The 19,215-nt window shown below is 53.5% G+C and carries 15 protein-coding genes; 5 read left to right on the forward strand and 10 right to left on the reverse strand.

Features of this window, described 5'->3' with window-relative positions; all coding sequences use genetic code 11:
* Positions 1–7: 7 nt before the first annotated feature.
* The 3 genes from ACMGF9_RS16120 to ACMGF9_RS16130 all read right to left on the reverse strand — a co-directional run bounded on the left by ACMGF9_RS16120 (position 8) and on the right by ACMGF9_RS16130 (position 3,928).
* Positions 8–2,623, reverse strand: a complete 2,616-nt coding sequence (locus tag ACMGF9_RS16120) for a fimbria/pilus outer membrane usher protein (RefSeq protein WP_015377184.1) — start codon at positions 2,621–2,623, stop codon at positions 8–10.
* 27 nt (positions 2,624–2,650) lie between these two features.
* Positions 2,651–3,334 (reverse strand): molecular chaperone, encoded by a 684-nt coding sequence (locus tag ACMGF9_RS16125; protein ID WP_004939085.1) that lies wholly within the window; start codon positions 3,332–3,334, stop codon positions 2,651–2,653.
* Between the two features lie 66 nt (positions 3,335–3,400).
* Positions 3,401–3,928, reverse strand: a complete 528-nt coding sequence (locus tag ACMGF9_RS16130) for a fimbrial protein (protein WP_004939088.1) — start codon at positions 3,926–3,928, stop codon at positions 3,401–3,403.
* 514 nt (positions 3,929–4,442) lie between these two features.
* On the opposite strand from ACMGF9_RS16130, the gene ACMGF9_RS16135 reads away from it, so the two are divergent.
* The 3 genes from ACMGF9_RS16135 (at position 4,443) to ACMGF9_RS16145 (ending at position 7,581) form a co-directional block, all read left to right on the forward strand.
* Positions 4,443–5,159, forward strand: a complete 717-nt coding sequence (locus ACMGF9_RS16135) for an EAL domain-containing protein (protein ID WP_004939091.1) — start codon at positions 4,443–4,445, stop codon at positions 5,157–5,159.
* 21 nt (positions 5,160–5,180) lie between these two features.
* The gene (locus ACMGF9_RS16140) at positions 5,181–5,771 is read left to right on the forward strand and encodes a LuxR family transcriptional regulator (RefSeq protein WP_004939094.1); all 591 of its coding nucleotides are present in this window, start codon (positions 5,181–5,183) and stop codon (positions 5,769–5,771) included.
* Between the two features lie 184 nt (positions 5,772–5,955).
* On the forward strand, positions 5,956–7,581 hold the full coding sequence (locus ACMGF9_RS16145; RefSeq protein WP_015377182.1) for an FMN-binding glutamate synthase family protein: 1,626 nt from the start codon (positions 5,956–5,958) through the stop codon (positions 7,579–7,581).
* Between the two features lie 108 nt (positions 7,582–7,689).
* On the opposite strand, the gene betA is transcribed toward ACMGF9_RS16145, so the two are convergent.
* From betA to ACMGF9_RS16165, 4 genes are all read right to left on the reverse strand, one after another.
* On the reverse strand, positions 7,690–9,357 hold the full coding sequence (gene betA / locus ACMGF9_RS16150; protein WP_015377181.1) for a choline dehydrogenase: 1,668 nt from the start codon (positions 9,355–9,357) through the stop codon (positions 7,690–7,692).
* A 135-nt stretch (positions 9,358–9,492) separates the two neighbouring features.
* Positions 9,493–10,965, reverse strand: coding sequence for a betaine-aldehyde dehydrogenase (gene betB / locus ACMGF9_RS16155; protein ID WP_004939102.1), 1,473 nt, complete (start codon positions 10,963–10,965; stop codon positions 9,493–9,495).
* 14 nt (positions 10,966–10,979) lie between these two features.
* Positions 10,980–11,582, reverse strand: coding sequence for a transcriptional regulator BetI (gene betI / locus ACMGF9_RS16160; RefSeq protein ID WP_075685587.1), 603 nt, complete (start codon positions 11,580–11,582; stop codon positions 10,980–10,982).
* A 71-nt stretch (positions 11,583–11,653) separates the two neighbouring features.
* On the reverse strand, positions 11,654–11,992 hold the full coding sequence (locus ACMGF9_RS16165; RefSeq protein WP_414160323.1) for a hypothetical protein: 339 nt from the start codon (positions 11,990–11,992) through the stop codon (positions 11,654–11,656).
* On the opposite strand from ACMGF9_RS16165, the gene ACMGF9_RS16170 reads away from it, so the two are divergent.
* Entirely contained in the window at positions 11,983–14,019 is a 2,037-nt protein-coding gene (locus ACMGF9_RS16170; protein ID WP_015377179.1) for a choline transporter, read from the forward strand. The two genes, ACMGF9_RS16165 and ACMGF9_RS16170, sit on opposite strands and share 10 nt — an antisense overlap.
* A gap of 344 nt (positions 14,020–14,363) precedes the next feature.
* Positions 14,364–17,435, forward strand: coding sequence for a DUF4214 domain-containing protein (locus ACMGF9_RS16175; protein ID WP_118911652.1), 3,072 nt, complete (start codon positions 14,364–14,366; stop codon positions 17,433–17,435).
* A gap of 120 nt (positions 17,436–17,555) precedes the next feature.
* Here ACMGF9_RS16175 and ACMGF9_RS16180 read toward each other — a convergent pair whose 3' ends face one another.
* The 3 genes from ACMGF9_RS16180 to ACMGF9_RS16190 all read right to left on the reverse strand — a co-directional run bounded on the left by ACMGF9_RS16180 (position 17,556) and on the right by ACMGF9_RS16190 (position 19,214).
* Complete coding sequence (locus ACMGF9_RS16180) at positions 17,556–18,023, reverse strand: YkgB family protein (RefSeq protein ID WP_033640910.1); 468 nt, start codon at positions 18,021–18,023, stop codon at positions 17,556–17,558.
* A gap of 64 nt (positions 18,024–18,087) precedes the next feature.
* Positions 18,088–18,378 carry a pentapeptide MXKDX repeat protein gene (locus ACMGF9_RS16185; RefSeq protein WP_015377176.1) on the reverse strand — a complete coding sequence of 97 codons (291 nt, stop codon included), beginning with the start codon at positions 18,376–18,378 and terminating at the stop codon, positions 18,088–18,090.
* A 59-nt stretch (positions 18,379–18,437) separates the two neighbouring features.
* Positions 18,438–19,214, reverse strand: coding sequence for a molybdopterin-dependent oxidoreductase (locus tag ACMGF9_RS16190; protein ID WP_015377175.1), 777 nt, complete (start codon positions 19,212–19,214; stop codon positions 18,438–18,440).
* Between the last annotated feature and the right edge of the window lies 1 nt (position 19,215).

The following is a 19,215-nucleotide window of genomic DNA, read 5'->3' on the forward strand; positions in this document are numbered from 1 at the left end:
TTTCCTTTTACGGTTTTCCGCAGGTCAGCGAAAGTTCCTGATAACCCATCAACTGTTCGGTCGCCGCTTTCAATTCCGGCACCACCAGTGAGCAGCTTTCGCCCGCGTCGTTGCCCCATTTCACCAGCAGACGATCCCCTGCGGAGGCACCTGAGATATAAATATCGCCGTTGGTACCGACAGTACCGTTGTTCTTACCATCCGCACTGAAGACGTTGGCACCAATCGGCGGTACGCTGCCGTCGGTCATCTTGCTGTGTACCAACAGGCTTTGGCCCGTGTGCGTTTCAAACTTCACGCGGGTGATTGCGCCGTAAGTCGGCACCACGTCTCTTGCCGCCATCGGGATATCCAGACCGTTGCCGATATCTTCGGTGCGCAGCGCCACGCGGTTATGGCGGTATGGCGACGCAGAGGTCATCACCGCGTAACCGAAGCGGTCGATGGCGACGCCGGGTTGGTTTTCGATACGAACGCCCTTGGCGTCTTTGGCTTCCACCAGCACAAACGTATTCTGCAGCGGCTGGGTCAACGTCACGCCGCCGGAGTGTGCGACGATACCGCCCGCCACGCCCAACGAAGACTGCTGATAATCTTTGCTGTAGCTATAACCGGCATTGATGGTCCCCATGCTGCCCTGATAACCGACGTTGGCCGAGCTGGTTTGGCCCGAATAACGATCATGACCGCTTTGCACCGCATAGTTCAAGCGGTTGTCATCCAGCGCGGTGCCACTCAGGCCGGCGCTGTAGGTGTTGCCGCTCTGCTTGCTGTGGCCGGCGTTGAAGCTGGCGGTCATGTCCGACGAATCCTTGCTGAAGAAGCTGAACGGAATCGATACGGTCAGGTTGACGCTGCGGTCTTTATAGCCGTAGTTGCTGCGGCTGTCCTGATAAAAGACGCCATAGCTGATATTTTTATAGCTGCTGTTAAAACCGGTTTGTACGGTACGGTCTTCACCGGATCCGCCCCAGTAAGACTGGTTGCTGAGGTTGGCGTACAGCGTCGAATTACCGGCGATGCGCTGGTTGACAGACAGCTCAACGCGCTGGCGTTTGTTGTTGAAACGGCTGGTGTAATAGCTGCGACGGCGAGATTCCGCCCAGTCCGGCACGCCCAGGTTGCGATCGTTTTGATCGTAGTAATCGTTACGGTAATAACCGTTCTCATAGCGTTCGCGCTCGGCAACCGCATCGGAGAAATCATAATAGCCGGAGGTCGAGTAACGGTAACCGGCAATGCGGAATTCCGTCCCCCAATCGTTGAGCGACTTGGAATACAGGAAACGGAAACTCTCCCCCTGCTTGTCATCGCCGTTCACCAGGTTGGTGTCGGAATAGGACATATCAAAAGAGACAGCCCCCCAGTTCCCCAGGTTTTTACCGAGGCCTACGACCGCTGAACGGTAGTTTTCCGCCACCAGCACGCCACCGTAAGGCGTGATGTCATACGCCATACCGTGCGACAAGGTGCCTTGGACAAACTTGGGCTGATAGCGGCTGGTGCCGTCGTGGTATTTACCGGCGGTCAGCTGATAGTTCCAAATCCCTTCGCGCAGCATGTTCGGCACCGAGGAGAACGGCACGACGAAAGAAGTTCTCGAACCGTTGGCTTCGATAACCGTCACGTCCAGGTTACCACTCAGGGTGCTTGGGAAAATGTCCGTCAGTGCAAACGGCCCTGGCGGCACGTTGGTGCTGTAAATGGTATAGCCGTTCTGACGCACTTCAACGCGCGCGTTGGTCGTCGCCACACCGCGCACCACCGGCGCATAGCCGCGCTGGCTTTCCGGCAGCATGTCGTCGGCGCTGGACATCTGCACACCGCGGAACTGAATGCTGTCGAAAACATTGTTATTGGTGTTGGTCTGGCCGATCACCAGACGGCTGCGCAGAGAAACGATGTCCGTTTCCGCCCAGCTGGAAATGTTCTTCCAATGCGTACCGGCGCCCGACTGTTGGTTCAACGTCGAGTTGTTGCGCAGGCGCCAATCGCCAATATTGAGGCCATTGTTAAGGCTCAGGAAGTAATAGTCGGAAGTCTTGTCGTTCTGATTGTTGCCGTAGCGGTTATGAGTGCCGCTAAAGTTATAGTTAACAAAGCCGGCATTGATGCCGCGATCGTAAACTTTCGGCGAAATGGCACCTTGCGGGCGTGGGATCAGAAACACCTGCGGCACTTCCAGATCCATACGCTGTACGGCGGCGTCATAGCTCAGCTTGGCGCCGGAGATCTGTTGTGGCAATGCGTAGCATTGCGCGGCACCGGCGGTGGTCAGATCGCCGGGCAGCTTTACGCCGTAATCCTGATAGTCCGCGGCCGTCAGGCACGGCGCTACCGGAGAGTCTTTGGATTCTTTCTTGAACTCGATTTCGCGGTGATCGATACGCTGCCCGTTGAGATAGATATCAAACGGATATTTACCCGGCAGAATGTCATCCCCGCTGGCCAACGACGCCACCTGGGCGATATTGTCATCGCCATGGATGAAGGAGGTGTTGAACTGCTCCTCCGCCATGGCCATATGTGAGAATGAAAAAGGCACAGCAGAAAAATAAATTACACCATTAATCAGCTTCACCAAACGTTTTGGCGCGAGGGTTGTTATTCTTTTGTGTGCCATTTCTTTCATTCCTTGAAGTGCTTCAAATCAATTCAGTGCGACGTTTTTAATCTCGGTGTGACCGCCATAGTCGTTGATATAGGTAAACGACATATTGTTGGCTGATTGCGCCCCCTGAGGCAGGGAAATACGCAGGCTGTCGTGTGGCTTGACCATGTCGGCGTTCACTTTCCAGCTCTTGCCGCCGCTCTTCAGGTTCAACACGCCCAGCGTGACAAACAGCGGGCCATCGTTAGTCACGACTAAATTGCCGCCCTGGCGCTTCCACTTCAGCGCTTCCGCCTGCTGTTGCAGGTTGGTTTTCAACGAATCCGGGCGATAGAACAGTTTGATACGAGTACGGATCGCCACCTGCAGCACGTTATCTTGCTTAGGCGTTGGCGGAATTTCCTGTACGTTGACCCAGAGCAGAGATTCTCTGTCCTGCGGCAAACCGCTGCCGGAATAGATAAAACGCAAAATGGCGTCTTTCTTGGCAGCCAGCTTCAAAATGGGTGGCGTCACCACGATCGGCAAATTCTTAGGCATCTGGCTTGCATCGCCAGTATCCAGCCAGGTTTGCACCATGTAGGTATCGTCGCTGTCATTGCTGATTGAGAGCGATGCGGATTTACTTGCGCTGTTATAGATGACACGCGTCGCATCAACCTGAATGCCGGCAAAGGCATTAACAGAGAATGCGAATAAAATACCAGTCAGAATTTTTTTCATCGGAATGTCTCAACTCTCAAAATTTAGCCATCCTTGGCCAATAACTCTATCTATCCTGCCAGCGAATTATTTGTATTCGATGGTGAAGGTAGCGTTAGAGTTTGCCTGACCGGCAGTTACCAGATCCTGGAAGGATTTGTAACGAGCGCGCAGGTTGAAAGTCGCAGCACCTGGGTTATCGCCATCAGCAGCAACAGTTACGGTAGCTGGGGTAGCCACTTCCTGAGAGATTGGCAGAGTAGAACCGTTGTTATCCAGAATTTCAACGCCAACGCCAGTCGCGCCGCCAGTTACAGCCAACAGCTCTGGGTGGCCAGCTGGGGTGTTACCGTCGAAACGCAGGGTGTAGTTACCCGCTTCACATTTCTCCAGGCTGATATCGAAAGCTTTAGCACCGCTGGTAGAACCGGCAGTTGGGAAAGCGGTGGTAGGATATTTACCCAGGTAAACTTCTTTATTCTGGTCTTTATCAACAACTTTACAGGTGGACTGTACAATTTCACCGGTGAATTTAACGTTGCCGTTTGCTGCCATTGCGTTGGAAGCAGTTGCAGACAATACCAGGGCAGCCAAAGGCAATAATACTTTTTTCATTTCCAGCTCCATAGAACAATAAAATAATCGATTCAGTGGCGGGCTTATATATATATTGCCGCCACTGAGCATACACTCAGCGATAGCACTCCCTTGCTGAAAAGGAGCGTTGCCTCGATGAACTCATTGCCGGACGAAATATAGACTAAGCATATTCTTAATGTTAAATCGTTTAAAACATTCATAAGCCCCCTCTTGATAGGAATAAACTATCGGCGGATACCTATCGATCGATGTTGACGATTCATATGAATAGGAATAATCTGTGTTTGGGAAAGCTGCAGAGTTCAAGATTTTGCGTTAAGGCCTGAAAATCAGAATATTATCCCGAATATTTACATTTAGTAACAGATTGCGACGTTTGGACTTTGGCACGAATTACGCGTTTAATGGTCTGTCGACACGTTTCGGCCATCCTGACGCTTTAAATAAGAAATTTACCAATAAACCTGGAGTAACTTTCTTTTTAATCATTTAAAATCAACAAGTTAAATATCAATCCAAGGATTGGGAAATGAGCGGTTCTTTCAGAGAGAAAAATAACGGCATTAATTATGTTTTTCAGCCAATGTTCGCGAAGTCGGGACAATTGCTGGCCGTTGAATGTCTGTCTCGCTTTACGTTTAATAGCGAATATGCCCATTTTTCTCCTGAACAGTTCTTTCGTCACGCCGACAGCGCCACCCGGATTGAGATTTTGATGGATCAGATCAATCTGATCGATAAATACAAACACTGGTTTCATGAAAACCAAGTGATAGCCACTTTGAATGTTGACGATTATTCCCTGCAATCGCTGGCGAATAGTCACTTTGCCGAGAGAATTAATGCCCTGCGCTGTATTCATTTTGAGATCAGCGAGAATTCAACCCGGCTGGTGAAAGATCGCGTGCACGGCGATCCGTCATTGAATAGTTATTCATTTTGGCTCGATGATTTTGGTTCTGGCTATGCGGGTTTTTCCGCGTTGTACAACAGCCAGTTCCGCTTCGTTAAGCTCGATCGTTTTCTGCTCTGGGACTTTATGAAAAAGTCCGGCGGCGAGGGCTTGATGCGCGCGTTACTGCGCTTCTTTTACCTTAATCATTACAAGGTAATTATCGAAGGAGTTGAAACTCCCGAACACAAGAAATGGCTGGATGAAATGCCATATTACGCACTGCAGGGAAAGCTGTGGAAGGAATCCAGCATCAAGGATTTGAACTCGCTTCTTACAGCTGAATACTTTTAACTCGGTATTGGTGTTTGCCCTATGTCTAAAAACAACGTTCTTGTGATTAGTGAGTGTAAGTACAGCTATGTTGGCCTGTCGGTGCTGCTGAAGAAACATTACGGCGCGTACGATATCCGCCTGTTTTCCGATTTCATGCACGGCGGCGCCAAAGCAGAGAAGATCACCAAGCACGATATCGCGCTGATTTTCACCTCGCAAAACCTGGAACAGAGCGTCAACGTGATCGAAAGCCTGGTGTCCCTGCACCAGCAATACAACAGCAAGACGCGCCTGCTGGTGTTCTATGACGACGAGCGCGTAGTGAAACTGCTGTCGATCCTGGGGATTTCCGTTGAATTGGTCTCTACCCGCATTCCGCTTTATTCGCTGCAGGAAAAAATCCAGCGGCTGCTGGAAAGCAAAGAACCGGGCGGTATCCGGGTGCAGAAAACCCGCGAGCTCAGCCCGGCGGAAAGCGACGTGATCTTCAATCTGCTGCGCGGCGACAGCCTGCTGCATATCGCGGAAAAACGCGGCACGCACCCGAAAACCATCTTCTCGCAAAAATACAGCGCGATGAAAAAGCTGCGGCTGCGCAGCATGAGCACCATCTTCGTCGCCGGCAAATAAACATCTTGGCTTGTTGCGCGGCACGCCGCGCGGCAACCCCTCCCTTCCGCCAGGTTAAATTAATGTAACAACCAGCGACAAAGCAGCAACAGACACACAACATCCTCTCCTGTTGGCTACGATTTGCACACGGATTATCCGTGAGTCATGTCGTGTGGATTAAAAATAAACATCAGGAGATGTTATGAAGTCGTCCTTATTCAGCCGCTATACCTGCTTTGTGCTGAGCATCTTGCTCACCCTGGTTTTCTTGATCATGATGCACAACCATCCGTGGTTCTGGCTGCCGGCCCTGGCCTGCGGTTGCCTGATGGTGCTGGGTATCTACGATCTCACGCAGCAGCGCCACGCCATCTGCCGCAACTACCCGATCATCGGCCGCCTGCGCTTCTTCTTCGAGTTCATCCGTCCGGAACTGCGCCAGTATTTCCTCGAGCAGGATAATGAAGAGATCCCGTTTTCGCGCACCCAGCGCACGCTGGTGTATCGCCGGGCGAAAAACGAGATGGGTGACAAACCGTTCGGCACCCTGCTGGACGTGTATCAAACCGGCTATGAGTGCATCGGCCACTCCATGCGGCCGGTGGAAGCCGCCGACCCAACCAGTTTCCGCATCACCATCGGCGGCGCCGACTGCCGCCAGCCCTACTCCGCGTCGATCTTCAACATTTCGGCCATGAGCTTCGGCGCACTCTCCGCCAACGCCATCCGCGCGCTCAACCTCGGCGCGGCCAAGGGTAACTTCTACCACGACACCGGTGAGGGCAGCATCAGCCGCTATCACCGCGAAAACAACGGCGACCTGGTGTGGGAGCTGGGCAGCGGCTATTTCGGCTGTCGCACCGCCGACGGCCATTTCGATCCGCGCCGCTTTGCCGAACAGGCGCAAAGCCCGCAGGTGAAAATGATTGAAATCAAGCTCAGCCAGGGCGCCAAGCCGGGCCACGGCGGCATTCTGCCGGCGAAGAAGGTAGATGCGGAAATCGCCGCCACCCGCGGCGTGCCGGAAGGCGTGGATTGCATCTCGCCGGCCTCGCACAGCGCCTTCACCACCCCGCTGGAAATGATGCAGTTCATCCAACAGCTGCGCGAGCTGTCAGGCGGCAAACCGGTCGGTTTCAAGCTGTGCATCGGCCACCCGTGGGAGTTCGTCGCCATCGTCAAGGCGATGCTGCACACCCGCATTCTGCCGGACTTCATCGTGGTGGACGGCAAGGAGGGCGGCACCGGCGCCGCGCCGCTCGAACTCTCCAACTATATGGGCATGCCGCTGCGCGAAGGGCTGCTGTTCGTGCATAACACGCTGGTGGGCTGCGGCCTGCGCGACCAAATCAAGATTGGCGCCAGCGGCAAGATCATCAGCGCCTTTGACATCGCCAGCGTGCTGGTGCTCGGCGCCGACTGGGTGAATTCGGCGCGCGGCTTTATGTTCGCCGTCGGCTGCATCCAGTCGCAAAGCTGCCACACCAACCACTGCCCGACCGGCGTAGCGACGCAAGATCCGCTGCGGCAAAAGGCGCTGGTGGTACCGAACAAGGCGGAACGCGTCTACCACTTCCATCAGAATACGGTGAAAGCGCTGGCGGACATGCTGGCGGCGGCCGGCGTCAGCCGCCCGGAGCAGCTGACCTCGCACCATATGCTGCGCCGCATCACGCCGACCGAGATCAAAGTGTACGCCGATATCTATTACTATCTGGAGCCGGGCGCGCTGCTGCAGCCGGAGATCAAAAGCGAGTTCTACGCCCGCATGTGGCGCATGGCGACGCCCACCAGTTTCGATCAGGCGATCTCGCTGCCGGCGGCATGATGGGATAAGGGATAAAAGAGAGTTGCCCCCTCGCCTTGGGGAAGAGCATATGGAGAGGGGTTGCTTGCTACGGCGGCCCTCCCCCTCAACGGCGAGAGGGCGTGTCGGTTACTGCTTGCGCACCGGCGCATCGCCGGCGACGTAGTAGTCGGCGGTGCTGCGCGGCAGCGGCGCGCGCTGGCGAATGCGGTCGGCGATCTTTTCGGCGATCATGATGGTGGTGGCGTTCAGGTTGCCGGTAATGATCAGCGGCATGATTGACGCATCCACCACCCGCAATCCTTCCATGCCGTGCACCCGGCCCTGGCCGTCGACCACCGCCATCTCGTCTTCGCCCATCTTGCACGAGCAGGACGGGTGGAAGGCGGTTTCGGCGTGCTCGCGCACGAAGGCGTCCAGCTGCTCGTCGGTCTGCACCTCCGGCCCTGGGCTGATCTCGCGGCCGCGGTATTCGTCCAGGGCAGGCTGCGCCATGATTTCGCGCGTGATGCGGATAGCGTCGCGGAACTCCTGCCAATCCTGTTCGGTCGACATGTAGTTGAACAGAATGCTCGGATGCTGACGCGGATCTTTCGATTTCACCTGCACCCGGCCGCGGCTCGGCGAACGCATCGAACCGACGTGGGCCTGGAAGCCATGCTCTTTCACCGCGTTGCTGCCGTTATAGTTAATCGCCACCGGCAGGAAGTGATACTGAATGTTCGGCCAGGCGAACTCTGCGCGGCTGCGGATGAAACCGCCGGCCTCGAACTGGTTGCTGGCGCCGACGCCGGTGCCGTTGAACAGCCATTCCGCGCCGATTTTCGGCTGATTGAACCATTGCAACGCCGGGTACAGCGACACCGGTTTCTTACAGGCGTACTGCAGATACATCTCCAGGTGGTCCTGCAGGTTTTCCCCCACCCCCGGCAGATCGTGCACCACGTTGATGTCCAGACTTTTCAGCAGCGCCGCCGGGCCGACGCCCGAACGCTGCAGAATTTGCGGCGAGGCGATGGCGCCGGCGCACAGCAGCACTTCGCGGCGCGCTTTGGCATGGGTCAGCTGATTGCTGTCGCCCTGCAGATAGTTGACGCCCACTGCGCGCTTGCCGTCGAACACGATATGGTCGGTCAGCGCATGGGTGACGATCTTCAGGTTCGGCCGGGAACGCGCCTGATCCAGATAACCGCGGGCGGTGCTGGCGCGGCGTCCCTTCGGCGTCACGGTGCGATCCATCGGGCCGAAGCCTTCTTGTTGGTAACCGTTCAGATCGTCAGTGCGCGGGTAACCCGCCTGCACGCCGGCTTCCACCATGGCGTGGAACAGTTCGTTGTTACCGGCCTTCGGCGTGGTGACGCTCACCGGGCCCTCACCACCGTGGTAATCGTTCGGGCCGATATCGCGCGTTTCCGCCTTACGGAAATACGGCAGGCAGTCCAGATAGGTCCAGTCTTCCAGACCCGGCGCCTTGGCCCAGTTGTCGAAATCCATCGCGTTGCCGCGAATGTAACACATGCCGTTGATCAGGGATGAACCGCCCAGCCCTTTGCCGCGGCCGCATTCCATCCGGCGGTTGTTCATGTGCGGCTCAGGATCGGTTTCATACGCCCAGTTATAGCGGCGGCCCTGCAGCGGAAACGCCAGCGCGGCCGGCATCTGGGTACGGAAATCCATCCGGTAATCCGGGCCGCCGGCTTCCAGCAGCAGGACGCTGACGTCGGCGTCTTCGGTCAATCGGGTGGCTAACACGTTGCCGGCGGAACCGGCACCGATAATGATGTAGTCAAATTCCATTCATTATCTCCTTACTTTATTGGCCTGCATGAGACGAAAACGCGAAACGCGGATCCGCAACAGGCGGTGTATTTGGCTCTCGGGGAGTGTCGGCCGCAGCCAACCCGGCTGCGGCTCGAAAGACGACGGGGATAGTTAAAATACCGAGGCGTAATCGCCCAGCTCAACCTGCACCGATTTGATCTGGGTGTAGTGCTCCAGCGTGGTCAGGCCGTTTTCGCGGCCGACGCCGGACTGCTTGTAACCACCGACCGGCATTTCCGCCGCCGACTCGCCCCAGGTGTTGATCCAGCAAATGCCGGCTTCCAGCTGGTGGATCACGCGGTGCGCGCGGGCCAGATCGTGGGTCACCACGCCCGCGGCCAGGCCGAAGGTGGTGTCGTTGGCACGGCGCACCACTTCCTCTTCGCTCTGGTAGCTGAGAATGCTCATCACCGGCCCGAAGATCTCTTCGCGCACGATTTCCATGTCGTCGCGGCAGTCGCTGAATACCGTCGGCGCCACGTAAGCGCCCTTGCCGAACTCACCGTGGGTGACGCGTTCGCCGCCGCACAGCAGGCGCGCGCCGCTGTTCTTGCCGCTCTCGATAAAGCGCAGCACCGATTCCATGTGCGCAAAGCTGACCAGCGGCCCGAAGTTGGTTTGCGGATCGGTCGGATCGCCGAGGCGAATGCGCTTCACGCGCTCGAGAATTTTCGCCTCAAACTGCGCCTGCAGCGCCGCCGGCACAAAGACGCGGGTGCCGTTGGTGCACACCTGGCCGGAACTGTAGAAGTTGGCCATCATGGCGATATCGGCGGCGCGATCCAGATCGGCATCGTCAAAGATAATCAGCGGCGACTTGCCGCCCAGTTCCATGGTGACTTCTTTCAGCGTCGAACCCGACGCGTTGGCCATCACCTTCTTGCCGGTTTTCACCCCGCCGGTGAAAGAGACTTTGGCGATGCCCGGATGGTCGGTCAGGTACTGCCCCACCTCCGCACCGCTGCCGGTCACCACGTTGAACACGCCGTCCGGCAGGCCGGCTTCGGTGTAGATTTCCGCCAGCTTCAGCGCCGTAAGCGACGTGACTTCGCTCGGTTTGAAAATCATCGCATTGCCCGCCGCCAGCGCCGGCGCGGACTTCCACAGCGCGATCTGAATCGGGTAGTTCCAGGCGCCGATGCCGGCCACCACGCCCAGCGGTTCGCGGCGGGTGTAGACGAACGAGGTATCGCGCAGCGGGATCTGTTCGCCTTCAATGGCCGGGATCAGGCCGGCGTAATACTCCAGCACGTCGGCGCCGGTGACGATGTCCACCGCGGTGGTTTCCGACATCGCTTTGCCGGTATCCAGCGTTTCCAGCGCCGCCAGCTCATCGTTGCGCTCGCGCAGAATATCCACCGCGCGACGCAGGATGCGCGAACGCGCCATCGCCGTCATCGCCGCCCACACCTTCTGCCCGCTGGCCGCGCTGGCCACCGCACGATCGACGTCTTCAGCGCCGGCGGACTGGACTTCAGCCAGAACTTCGCCGTTCGCCGGGTTAATGGCGTTGAAGGTTTTTCCAGCGGTGCTGTCTACATAGGCGCCATGAATATAGAGCTTCTGCAAGCCAAAACGGGACATAGGATCTCCTTGAGTTATCCTCCGGGCGACGTCTGCCCCCGGAGTTGGAACGTGATGTATTCGGTCGTGAGCGCCAGCGCCTGCGCCTGATTGAACGCGGAGCCGCGCAGCGCGCTGCGCAGCCACAGCCCATCGATCAGCGCCGCCAGCCCCTTGGCCGCCAACCGCGCCTGCGGCTGCGGCATAACGCGGCGAAACTCGGCGCACAGGTTGGAATAAAGCCGGCGGCCGTTCACCTGTTGCAGCCGGTTGAGCTGCGGCTGGTGCAGGCTGCTGGCCCAAAAGGCCAGCCAGGTCTTCATCGCCGCGCTGTTGATCTGGCTGTCGTCGAAGTTGCCGGCGACGATCGCCTGCAGCCGCGCCGCCGGGCTGTTATCGGTCAGCGCCTGCAGCCGCAGCTTCACCGCCTCGCCCAGGTGGCTGATCAGATAGCGCATCGTGGCTTCCAGCAGGCCGTTCTTGTCCTTGAAATAATGGCTGATAATGCCGTTGGAAACGCCGGCGCGCCGCGCGATCTGCGCGATGGTGGCGTCATGCATTCCCACTTCGTTTACCGCGGCGAGCGTGGCATCAATCAACTGCTGCCTTCTGATTGGCTGCATTCCTACCTTTGGCATATTTCGACTCTCACAAAACCGACTTCGGCCTTATCTCAGCGGGCAAATTTCACTGCCGTTTCGCCCGTGATTCAGGTCATCATGCGGACTATTAAACTTTTTTTTGATTGAACGTTCAATAAAAATTGCATATATTTTATTGCCGCCTGGTTAAAAATTTGTACTATCTGGTTGTGGAACTGGCTGATTTTTGTGAGGTAATTAACGAATCTGACCAAAATCAGTGGCTGTAAGCGGTTCCCACCGCGAAGCGCTCCGGTGCTTCGGTAACAGGCGAAAGCGGCGTTACTCAGGCCATTCCCATGGGGATGGTCGCCGCCTTCATTCGCCCGTTTTTCGGCGGCGCCAACGCGCCCCGAAATGCGGAGCGGCACGATTTTACTCAGTTCAGAGGATGACGATGACAACACGCGAAACCTCCTCCAAACCGCAGCAGGACCGCCTCAACCCTGTGGTTTTCTTCACCTCGGCGGGGCTGATCCTGGCCTTCTCGCTGATGACCATCTTTTTCACCGACTTCTCCGGGCAGTGGATCACCCGCACGCTGAATTGGGTGTCGACCACCTTCGGTTGGTACTACCTGCTGGCGGCGACGCTGTACATCGTGTTCGTGGTGTTTATCGCCGCCTCGCGCTTCGGTTCCATCAAGCTCGGGCCAGAGCAGTCCAAGCCGGAGTTCAGCCTGATGAGCTGGGCGGCGATGCTGTTCGCCGCCGGCATCGGCATCGACCTGATGTTCTTTTCGGTCGCCGAGCCGGTGACCCAGTACATGATGCCGCCGGAAGGCGACGCGCAAACGCTGGAGGCCGCGCGCCAGGCAATGGTCTGGACGCTGTTCCACTACGGCCTGACCGGCTGGTCAATGTATGCGCTGATGGGCATCGCCCTCGGCTACTTCAGCTATCGCTACAATCTGCCGCTGACCATCCGCTCGGCGCTGTACCCAATCTTCGGTAAACGCATCAACGGCCCGATCGGCCACAGCGTGGACATCGCCGCGGTGCTCGGCACCATCTTCGGCATCGCCACCACGCTGGGCATCGGCGTGGTGCAGCTCAACTACGGCCTCAAGGTGCTGTTCGAGATCCCGGAAAACCTGACGGTGCAGGGCTCGCTGATCCTGCTGTCGGTGATCATGGCCACCATCTCGGTCACCTCGGGGGTCAACAAGGGCATCCGCATCCTGTCCGAGCTGAACGTGCTGCTGGCGCTGGGCCTGATCCTGTTCGTGCTGTTCTTCGGCGACACCGAGTTCCTGCTCAACGCGCTGGTGCTTAACGTCGGCGATTACGTCAACCGCTTTATGGGCATGACGCTCAACAGCTTCGCCTTCGATCGGCCGGTGGAGTGGATGAACAACTGGACGCTGTTCTTCTGGGCCTGGTGGGTGGCTTGGTCGCCGTTCGTCGGCCTGTTCCTGGCGCGCATCTCGCGCGGGCGCACCATTCGTCAGTTCGTGGTCGGCACGCTGATCATACCGTTCGTGTTCACCCTGCTGTGGCTGTCTATCTTCGGCAACAGCGCGCTGTATCAGATCATTCACGGCAACGCCGAGTTTGCTCAGGAAGTGATGCAGTTCCCGGAGCGCGGCTTCTACAGCCTGCTGGCGCAATACCCCGGCTTCACCTTCAGCGCCTCGGTGGCCACCATCACCGGCCTGCTGTTCTACGTCACCTCGGCGGACTCCGGCTCGCTGGTGCTGGGTAACTTCACCTCGCGCCTGGCCGACATCAATAATGATGCGCCGAACTGGCTGCGGATTTTCTGGTCGGTGGCCATCGGCCTGCTGACCATCGGCATGCTGATGACCGACGGCGTGCCGGCGCTGCAGAAAACCACGGTGATCATGGGCCTGCCGTTCAGCTTCGTGATCTTCTTCGTGATGGCCGGGCTGTATAAATCGCTGCGGGTAGAAGACTACCGCAAGGCCAGCGCGCTCAGCACCCTGGCGCCGGTGCCGGTCTCCAGCCACGACGTGCTCAACTGGAAACAGCGCCTGTCGCGGGTGATGAACTACCCGGGCACGCAGTACACGCAGAAAATGTTGGATAAGGTTTGCCGCCCGGCGATGCAGGACGTGGCGCGCGAGCTGGAGTTGCGCGGCGCGAAAGTGGAGTTCAGCGAAGTGCCGCCGACCGAAGACGAACGCCTGAACCACCTGGAGCTGCTGGTACACCTGGGCGAGGAACAGAACTTCATCTATCAGATCTGGCCGATGCGCTACTCGGTGCCGGGCTTCACCTACCGCGCCCGCTCCGGCAAGTCGCACTACTACCGGCTGGAAACCTTCCTGATGGAAGGCACCCAGGGCAACGACCTGATGGACTACAGCAAGGAACAGGTGATTGGCGATATCCTCGACCAGTACGAGAAGCACCTGAACTTCCTGCACATTCATCGCGAAGCGCCGGGGGGCACCCTGACCTATCCTGATTAAAATAATGCCATTCCCACCAGCCTATTAGTTGGTGGGAATATCCCCCCAAAAAATTCAATACATATTTATTCTAAACCTCATCAAAAAACATCATAAGTATCTTTTTTGAAGATTAAAAGACACTCCAAGACAATTAAAACCCTATAAACTACAAATAGTTACTTTATTTTACATAAACAAAAAACATCATTTATACCTTACCAGCATCGATAAAATGATGACCATGCATCCAATATCAGAAATTTCCTCAGCCAGACTTTCAATTCTTTCCTATAATTACTTAGCCTTTAAAAGAGAACTGCAAGTCATTAGTAAAAAACATTATCACAATGAGGAATTAAATTATGGCTGAGATAAAATACGAAAAACAGATTGCCAGCATTTATTATGCAATCACTCGGAAAAGCCCACCTGAAAAAGATTTAAAATCACTTAGTGAAAATTTACAGAAAAATGGACCTGCGGGTTTAGAGGATTTAATCACAAGGCTAATGAAGACGCCTGAAGCAAAAGAAATATATGGTGGATATCATAATAACTTTGAGATCATGTTTTTCTTTTTTAACACCATTCACGGTAGAACCATGGGAGAAATAGAGTTTAAGCTCTGGTCAAACGAGTCATATATCAACCCTAATCTCAATAATAATCTCTTCAAAATTACTAAGGAACTTGTAACTAATACGGCACCATGGCCTCAATTGAACGACGACTGGAGTATAAATAATAGTTATGAATATAATTACCCGGTACAACGTCAGATAGATAGGGAGCATTTTGTAGACAACGGAAATCAGGCTCTTTATCCTGGCTCTCCCTCCCCATCATCAACGAATGAAACTGATAGCACAGCTGATATTCAAGGCGTTTTTCATATCTTAGGGGCAGGAATCACCCGTGATGTGATTGAGTATTGGGCTCCATTAATCAATAACCATGAAAGAACATTACTTCAAGCCACAGAAAAATTTATTAATGATCGTCCATATCTAAGTAAAGTAACTAATAAGACATTTATACAAAAGTTATTCGAGAATGGTTATGAGCGTTCAGCATCTGATAATGAATTGAACTTTTATGTCAATCTATTATCAACGGGAATATCTCGTGGAGAGATTGCAATAAAATTAATGAATACATTAAAAGAAAGTAACAATGAACAAGATCACGTTGCAAGGGAACATTTAAAAGGCGCTTCATATGTTTATAAAGCAGGAGAACTGCCTCCTTTAGAGTATCAGGAGTTTATCGCCGAACTTTATTTAGCTGGCGCGGGAAGAAATCTAAATTCTGAAGCACTATTTGGCTGGAGCCAAAAAATGGCCTCAGGTACCAGCTACGACAAAATGGTAGATATTTTACTCAATACTTCTGAGTTCACTCGCATATCAACATATTTAGAAATTACCGCATACGCGCAAAAAGTGTATAATTTTGTTTATGGGCATGATGCAGATAGCGCCACAATACAGCAACTTGTTACCCTATCCGATAAAGGTGAGATAATTAAAAGTGTAATAAACAGCGCACTAAATACAACCGCGGGCACAACAAATGAATTTCATGAGAAGTTCCAATTCATATTTAGAGTTGCAGACAGCCTGAATTATAAAACCTATGCAACATTGACAAACAATTCAGATAACTATCTTTCTAGTAGTGTTAATTCTGGGTTGCTACATAATATCAGTAAAATAGAAATGTCAAAATTAGAAAAAATAGATATCAATCTTGCAACAAAAAGCAATATTAACCTTAATCAGGCAGCAAACATTAAACAAATAAGCATTAGCGGAAACCAACCTGTGAAAATAGCTTTGCCCGATAATAGTGTTAATGATTTCATTTTCGCTTATATGAACGGAAGCATTTCAGAGTTAACGTCTAAAAAAGCAAACACATTATTAATGTTAACACAGTCAGCTGATATCACCACAGCGCCAACTCATTTTAATTTTGGTATCGGTAACGATTTTCTTGGATGGACAGGAAATAATAGTAACAAATCCGGAAATAAAATAAACACTTTGTTTACGGCAGATGGCGGTAACGGAGTCAACTCAATATCTGCGAACTTTATCAATACTCGATCTGAAATAACAATCACCAAAGGTATTAATGGTGCTCCAGACACAAAGAGCATCCAATATACAAGCAATCTCGACCAGTTTAAAAACTTCTCGCTTATCGACTTATATAAATACACAGGTCAAATATCAACATTAACTTATACAAAAAATGTAGATGGTACTATATCCAGAACATCATCAGTAATCAGCAACACTTTAGATTATGATATATTTATTGAAAACACCAACATCATTAGTGGAGGGAATATTAATCAAATTGGCAAAGCAGGGTTCTCATTTATAAACACAGCGAATCAATCAAAACCTGCCACTGCAGATATAGTTTCCGTCATCAACATACCTAAAGAGGCGGCAAATTTTTATATTGGAAACCGCAGTGACGGACCTTACTCTGTGAGTAATGTAAATTACTCACTGAAATTTAAGAATGATGTAACAGAATTAAACTTCCTTACCAATCAAAAAAATGGTGAAGACACATTAACCAAATCGGTAGAATCATCTGGCACTAAAAGCGTTATTTATGCAGGAGCATTTGAGTTAATAGGGGAAAACCTGAGGAATGTTAATATAAAAACCGTAGGGGAATCAAATGACAAAAATGGTTTGACGTTAAAATTAACCAAGTCACATGTTGAAAAAATAACTATTGAAGGCACACACAAAATAAAATTGAATACTATTCTTGGAGGAGATAACAATACTACTGAATTTACTATTGATGCTTCAAAAAACTCTGGTGTAGATCTTTCGATTGAACCTGATTTATTTACAACAATAAGTAAGAACATCGTCATTTTTGGCGGTTCGCAAGGCAATAAATTTGCACTCTCGAATTCAATATACCGAGAGGTATCAAGCACTATAAAACTCATCGGCGGCGATGGGGACGATTATTTTGACGTGAGTGATATCGTAACAGCCATTGGAGGAAAAGGGGCGGACATGTTTAATATTATGTCAATCGCTAAAAACACCAGTACTCTTTATGATTTTAATGCACGAGAAGATATTATCGCTCTCAGTGATGATAATTTTTATATTTCAGGAAGAAAAAAAGGGGAGAAAATACCTTTCGTAGATAACGTTAGTGGAGGGAGTAGCTTGGACAACTATGGATATATAGAGTTCATTTCAGACCCAGAAAACCCATTGCAATTTAAAGGGAAGGCTGGTGTCGTTTCCACTCTGGACAGTAATTTGAAAAAAGATACGTATATCGTGGTGGATCTTAATAATAACAAAATATTTGATAACTCAGATGCATTAATAAAAATATCCGGACAGCCAGATACTGAACTCCTTGCATCACAACTATATTATTAATAAAAAAAGGGATTAGTTAAAATACAAACATGCAGTAACCATTCTGTCGCTAAAATGTAAAAGCCCGATGAGTACATCGGGCTTTTTAGGGCTAAATTGTGTCAACCATATTAGTATTGGTCACTGCTCGGCCGGCAAGTCGGCTTTCAGCAGCACCAGGGAGCCGGCCAGCAACACCAGATCCTTGATTAAAAAGCTGGTGGCCCCGGCCATGGCGGGAAAACCGCCGGCGGAGGGCTCCCAGGCGCCCGGCGTGGAAAAGATCAGCGTCAGCGTGGTCAGGTAGGTCACCGTCGATCCGATCGCCCCCAGCAACCCCAACCGCCGCGACCAGAATCCCGCCAGCAGCAGCAAACCGAAGCTCCATTCAGCGACGCCTAATGCATAACTGGCGCCGCGAATGCCGAACGCCTGATGCATCCAGCTCAGCAGCGGGCTGTTGCCGATCAACGGCACCAGCCCCTGCGCCTCGTAATCAAACCATTTGGCGTAGCCGAAGGCGGCGAAAATCACCACCAACGCCGCGCGCATAAAGATAACGTCCCCGTTCGAGCGCTGAAAGCGCCGCAGCCATGTCGCCAACATCATCCTCTCTCCTTATGCTGCCCGCAGCCGCCGCGGTTTGCCGCTTGCGGCCGCGGGGTGAGGCGGCTTAGTGCCCCATCGCATCCTTTTTCATCTCGTCTTTCTTCATGCCGTCTTTGGCCATACTGTCTTTCGCCATGCCATCCTTTTTCATGGCGTCTTTGCCCATTTTGTCTTTCTTCATGCAGTCCTTGCCCATGCACTCTTTCTTCATCCCATCTTTCGCCATGCCGTCGTGCGACATCTGGCTCATGCCGTCCTTTTTCATCGCGTCTTTACTCATGCCGTCCGCGGCGTTGGCGCCGGCCACGCCCAGCATCAGCGCGCTGCACATCATCATTGCGAATAACTTTTTCATGGTATTTCCTTCCGTCATGTCAAAGGCACCGGAGTGCCGGAGAATGGCCGGCGGCCGCCTCAGCTGCCGCCAAACCAGTTGTAGCCCTGGTCTTCCCAGTAACCGCCCGGGAAGCGGTTGGTGACCTCGATCACCTGAATGTGTTTCGGATTCTTGTAGCCCAGCTTGGTCGGCATGCGCAGCTTCATCGGGTAGCCGTACTTGCGCGGCAAGATCTGGCCGTCGTAGGTCAGCGCGATAATCGTCTGCGGATGCAGCGCGGTGGCCATATCGATGCTGGTGTAGTAGTCGTCGGCGCATTTGAAGCTGACGTAGCGGGCGCTCAGATCCGCGCCGATTACCTTAAGAAAGGTGGCGAACGGCACGCCGCCCCACTTGCCGATGGCGCTCCAACCCTCGACGCAAATATGACGCGTCACCTGGCTGACCTGCGCCATCCGATGCAGCTGCGGCAGGCTCCAGGCGCGCTTGTCCTGCACCAGCCCCGCCACCTCCAGCCGATAGTCGTCGCCGTTGATGTCGGGCGCGTCCTCCTCGGCGTAAAAGGCGTTGAACGGGAATGGCCGGGTGATCATCGATTCCGGGTAGACCGGCGCCAGGCGATCGCCGTTGAACAGCCAGCCCTGCACCCGATCGTTGAGACGCGAAATGCGGCTCAGCGCCTGTTCAACGTTGGCGTTGCCGCTGAGATCGCAGCCGGTGAGCATGGCGATGCCGCCCAGCGTCAGGCCGTTGCGCAGAAAGCGGCGGCGGGACGACGCGGTCAACAAGCGCTGCGCTTCTTTGACGATCGCCTGCCCTTCAACGATCGTCATGATCGGTTTATCCTTTTTCATC

Origin of the sequence: Serratia sp. BNK-23, from assembly GCF_047456145.1 — a bacterium.
Taxonomy (GTDB): Bacteria; Pseudomonadota; Gammaproteobacteria; order Enterobacterales; family Enterobacteriaceae; genus Serratia; species Serratia nematodiphila.

Coding starts and splice junctions, on each gene's coding strand:
- ACMGF9_RS16120 (WP_015377184.1), bottom strand. CDS start 2,623: ATGGCACACAAAAGAATAACAACCCTCGCGCCAAAACGTTTGGTGAAG.
- ACMGF9_RS16125 (WP_004939085.1), bottom strand. CDS start 3,334: ATGAAAAAAATTCTGACTGGTATTTTATTCGCATTCTCTGTTAATGCC.
- ACMGF9_RS16130 (WP_004939088.1), bottom strand. CDS start 3,928: ATGAAAAAAGTATTATTGCCTTTGGCTGCCCTGGTATTGTCTGCAACT.
- ACMGF9_RS16135 (WP_004939091.1), top strand. CDS start 4,443: ATGAGCGGTTCTTTCAGAGAGAAAAATAACGGCATTAATTATGTTTTT.
- ACMGF9_RS16140 (WP_004939094.1), top strand. CDS start 5,181: ATGTCTAAAAACAACGTTCTTGTGATTAGTGAGTGTAAGTACAGCTAT.
- ACMGF9_RS16145 (WP_015377182.1), top strand. CDS start 5,956: ATGAAGTCGTCCTTATTCAGCCGCTATACCTGCTTTGTGCTGAGCATC.
- betA (WP_015377181.1), bottom strand. CDS start 9,357: ATGGAATTTGACTACATCATTATCGGTGCCGGTTCCGCCGGCAACGTG.
- betB (WP_004939102.1), bottom strand. CDS start 10,965: ATGTCCCGTTTTGGCTTGCAGAAGCTCTATATTCATGGCGCCTATGTA.
- betI (WP_075685587.1), bottom strand. CDS start 11,582: ATGCCAAAGGTAGGAATGCAGCCAATCAGAAGGCAGCAGTTGATTGAT.
- ACMGF9_RS16170 (WP_015377179.1), top strand. CDS start 11,983: ATGACAACACGCGAAACCTCCTCCAAACCGCAGCAGGACCGCCTCAAC.
- ACMGF9_RS16175 (WP_118911652.1), top strand. CDS start 14,364: ATGGCTGAGATAAAATACGAAAAACAGATTGCCAGCATTTATTATGCA.
- ACMGF9_RS16180 (WP_033640910.1), bottom strand. CDS start 18,023: ATGATGTTGGCGACATGGCTGCGGCGCTTTCAGCGCTCGAACGGGGAC.
- ACMGF9_RS16185 (WP_015377176.1), bottom strand. CDS start 18,378: ATGAAAAAGTTATTCGCAATGATGATGTGCAGCGCGCTGATGCTGGGC.
- ACMGF9_RS16190 (WP_015377175.1), bottom strand. CDS start 19,214: ATGAAAAAGGATAAACCGATCATGACGATCGTTGAAGGGCAGGCGATC.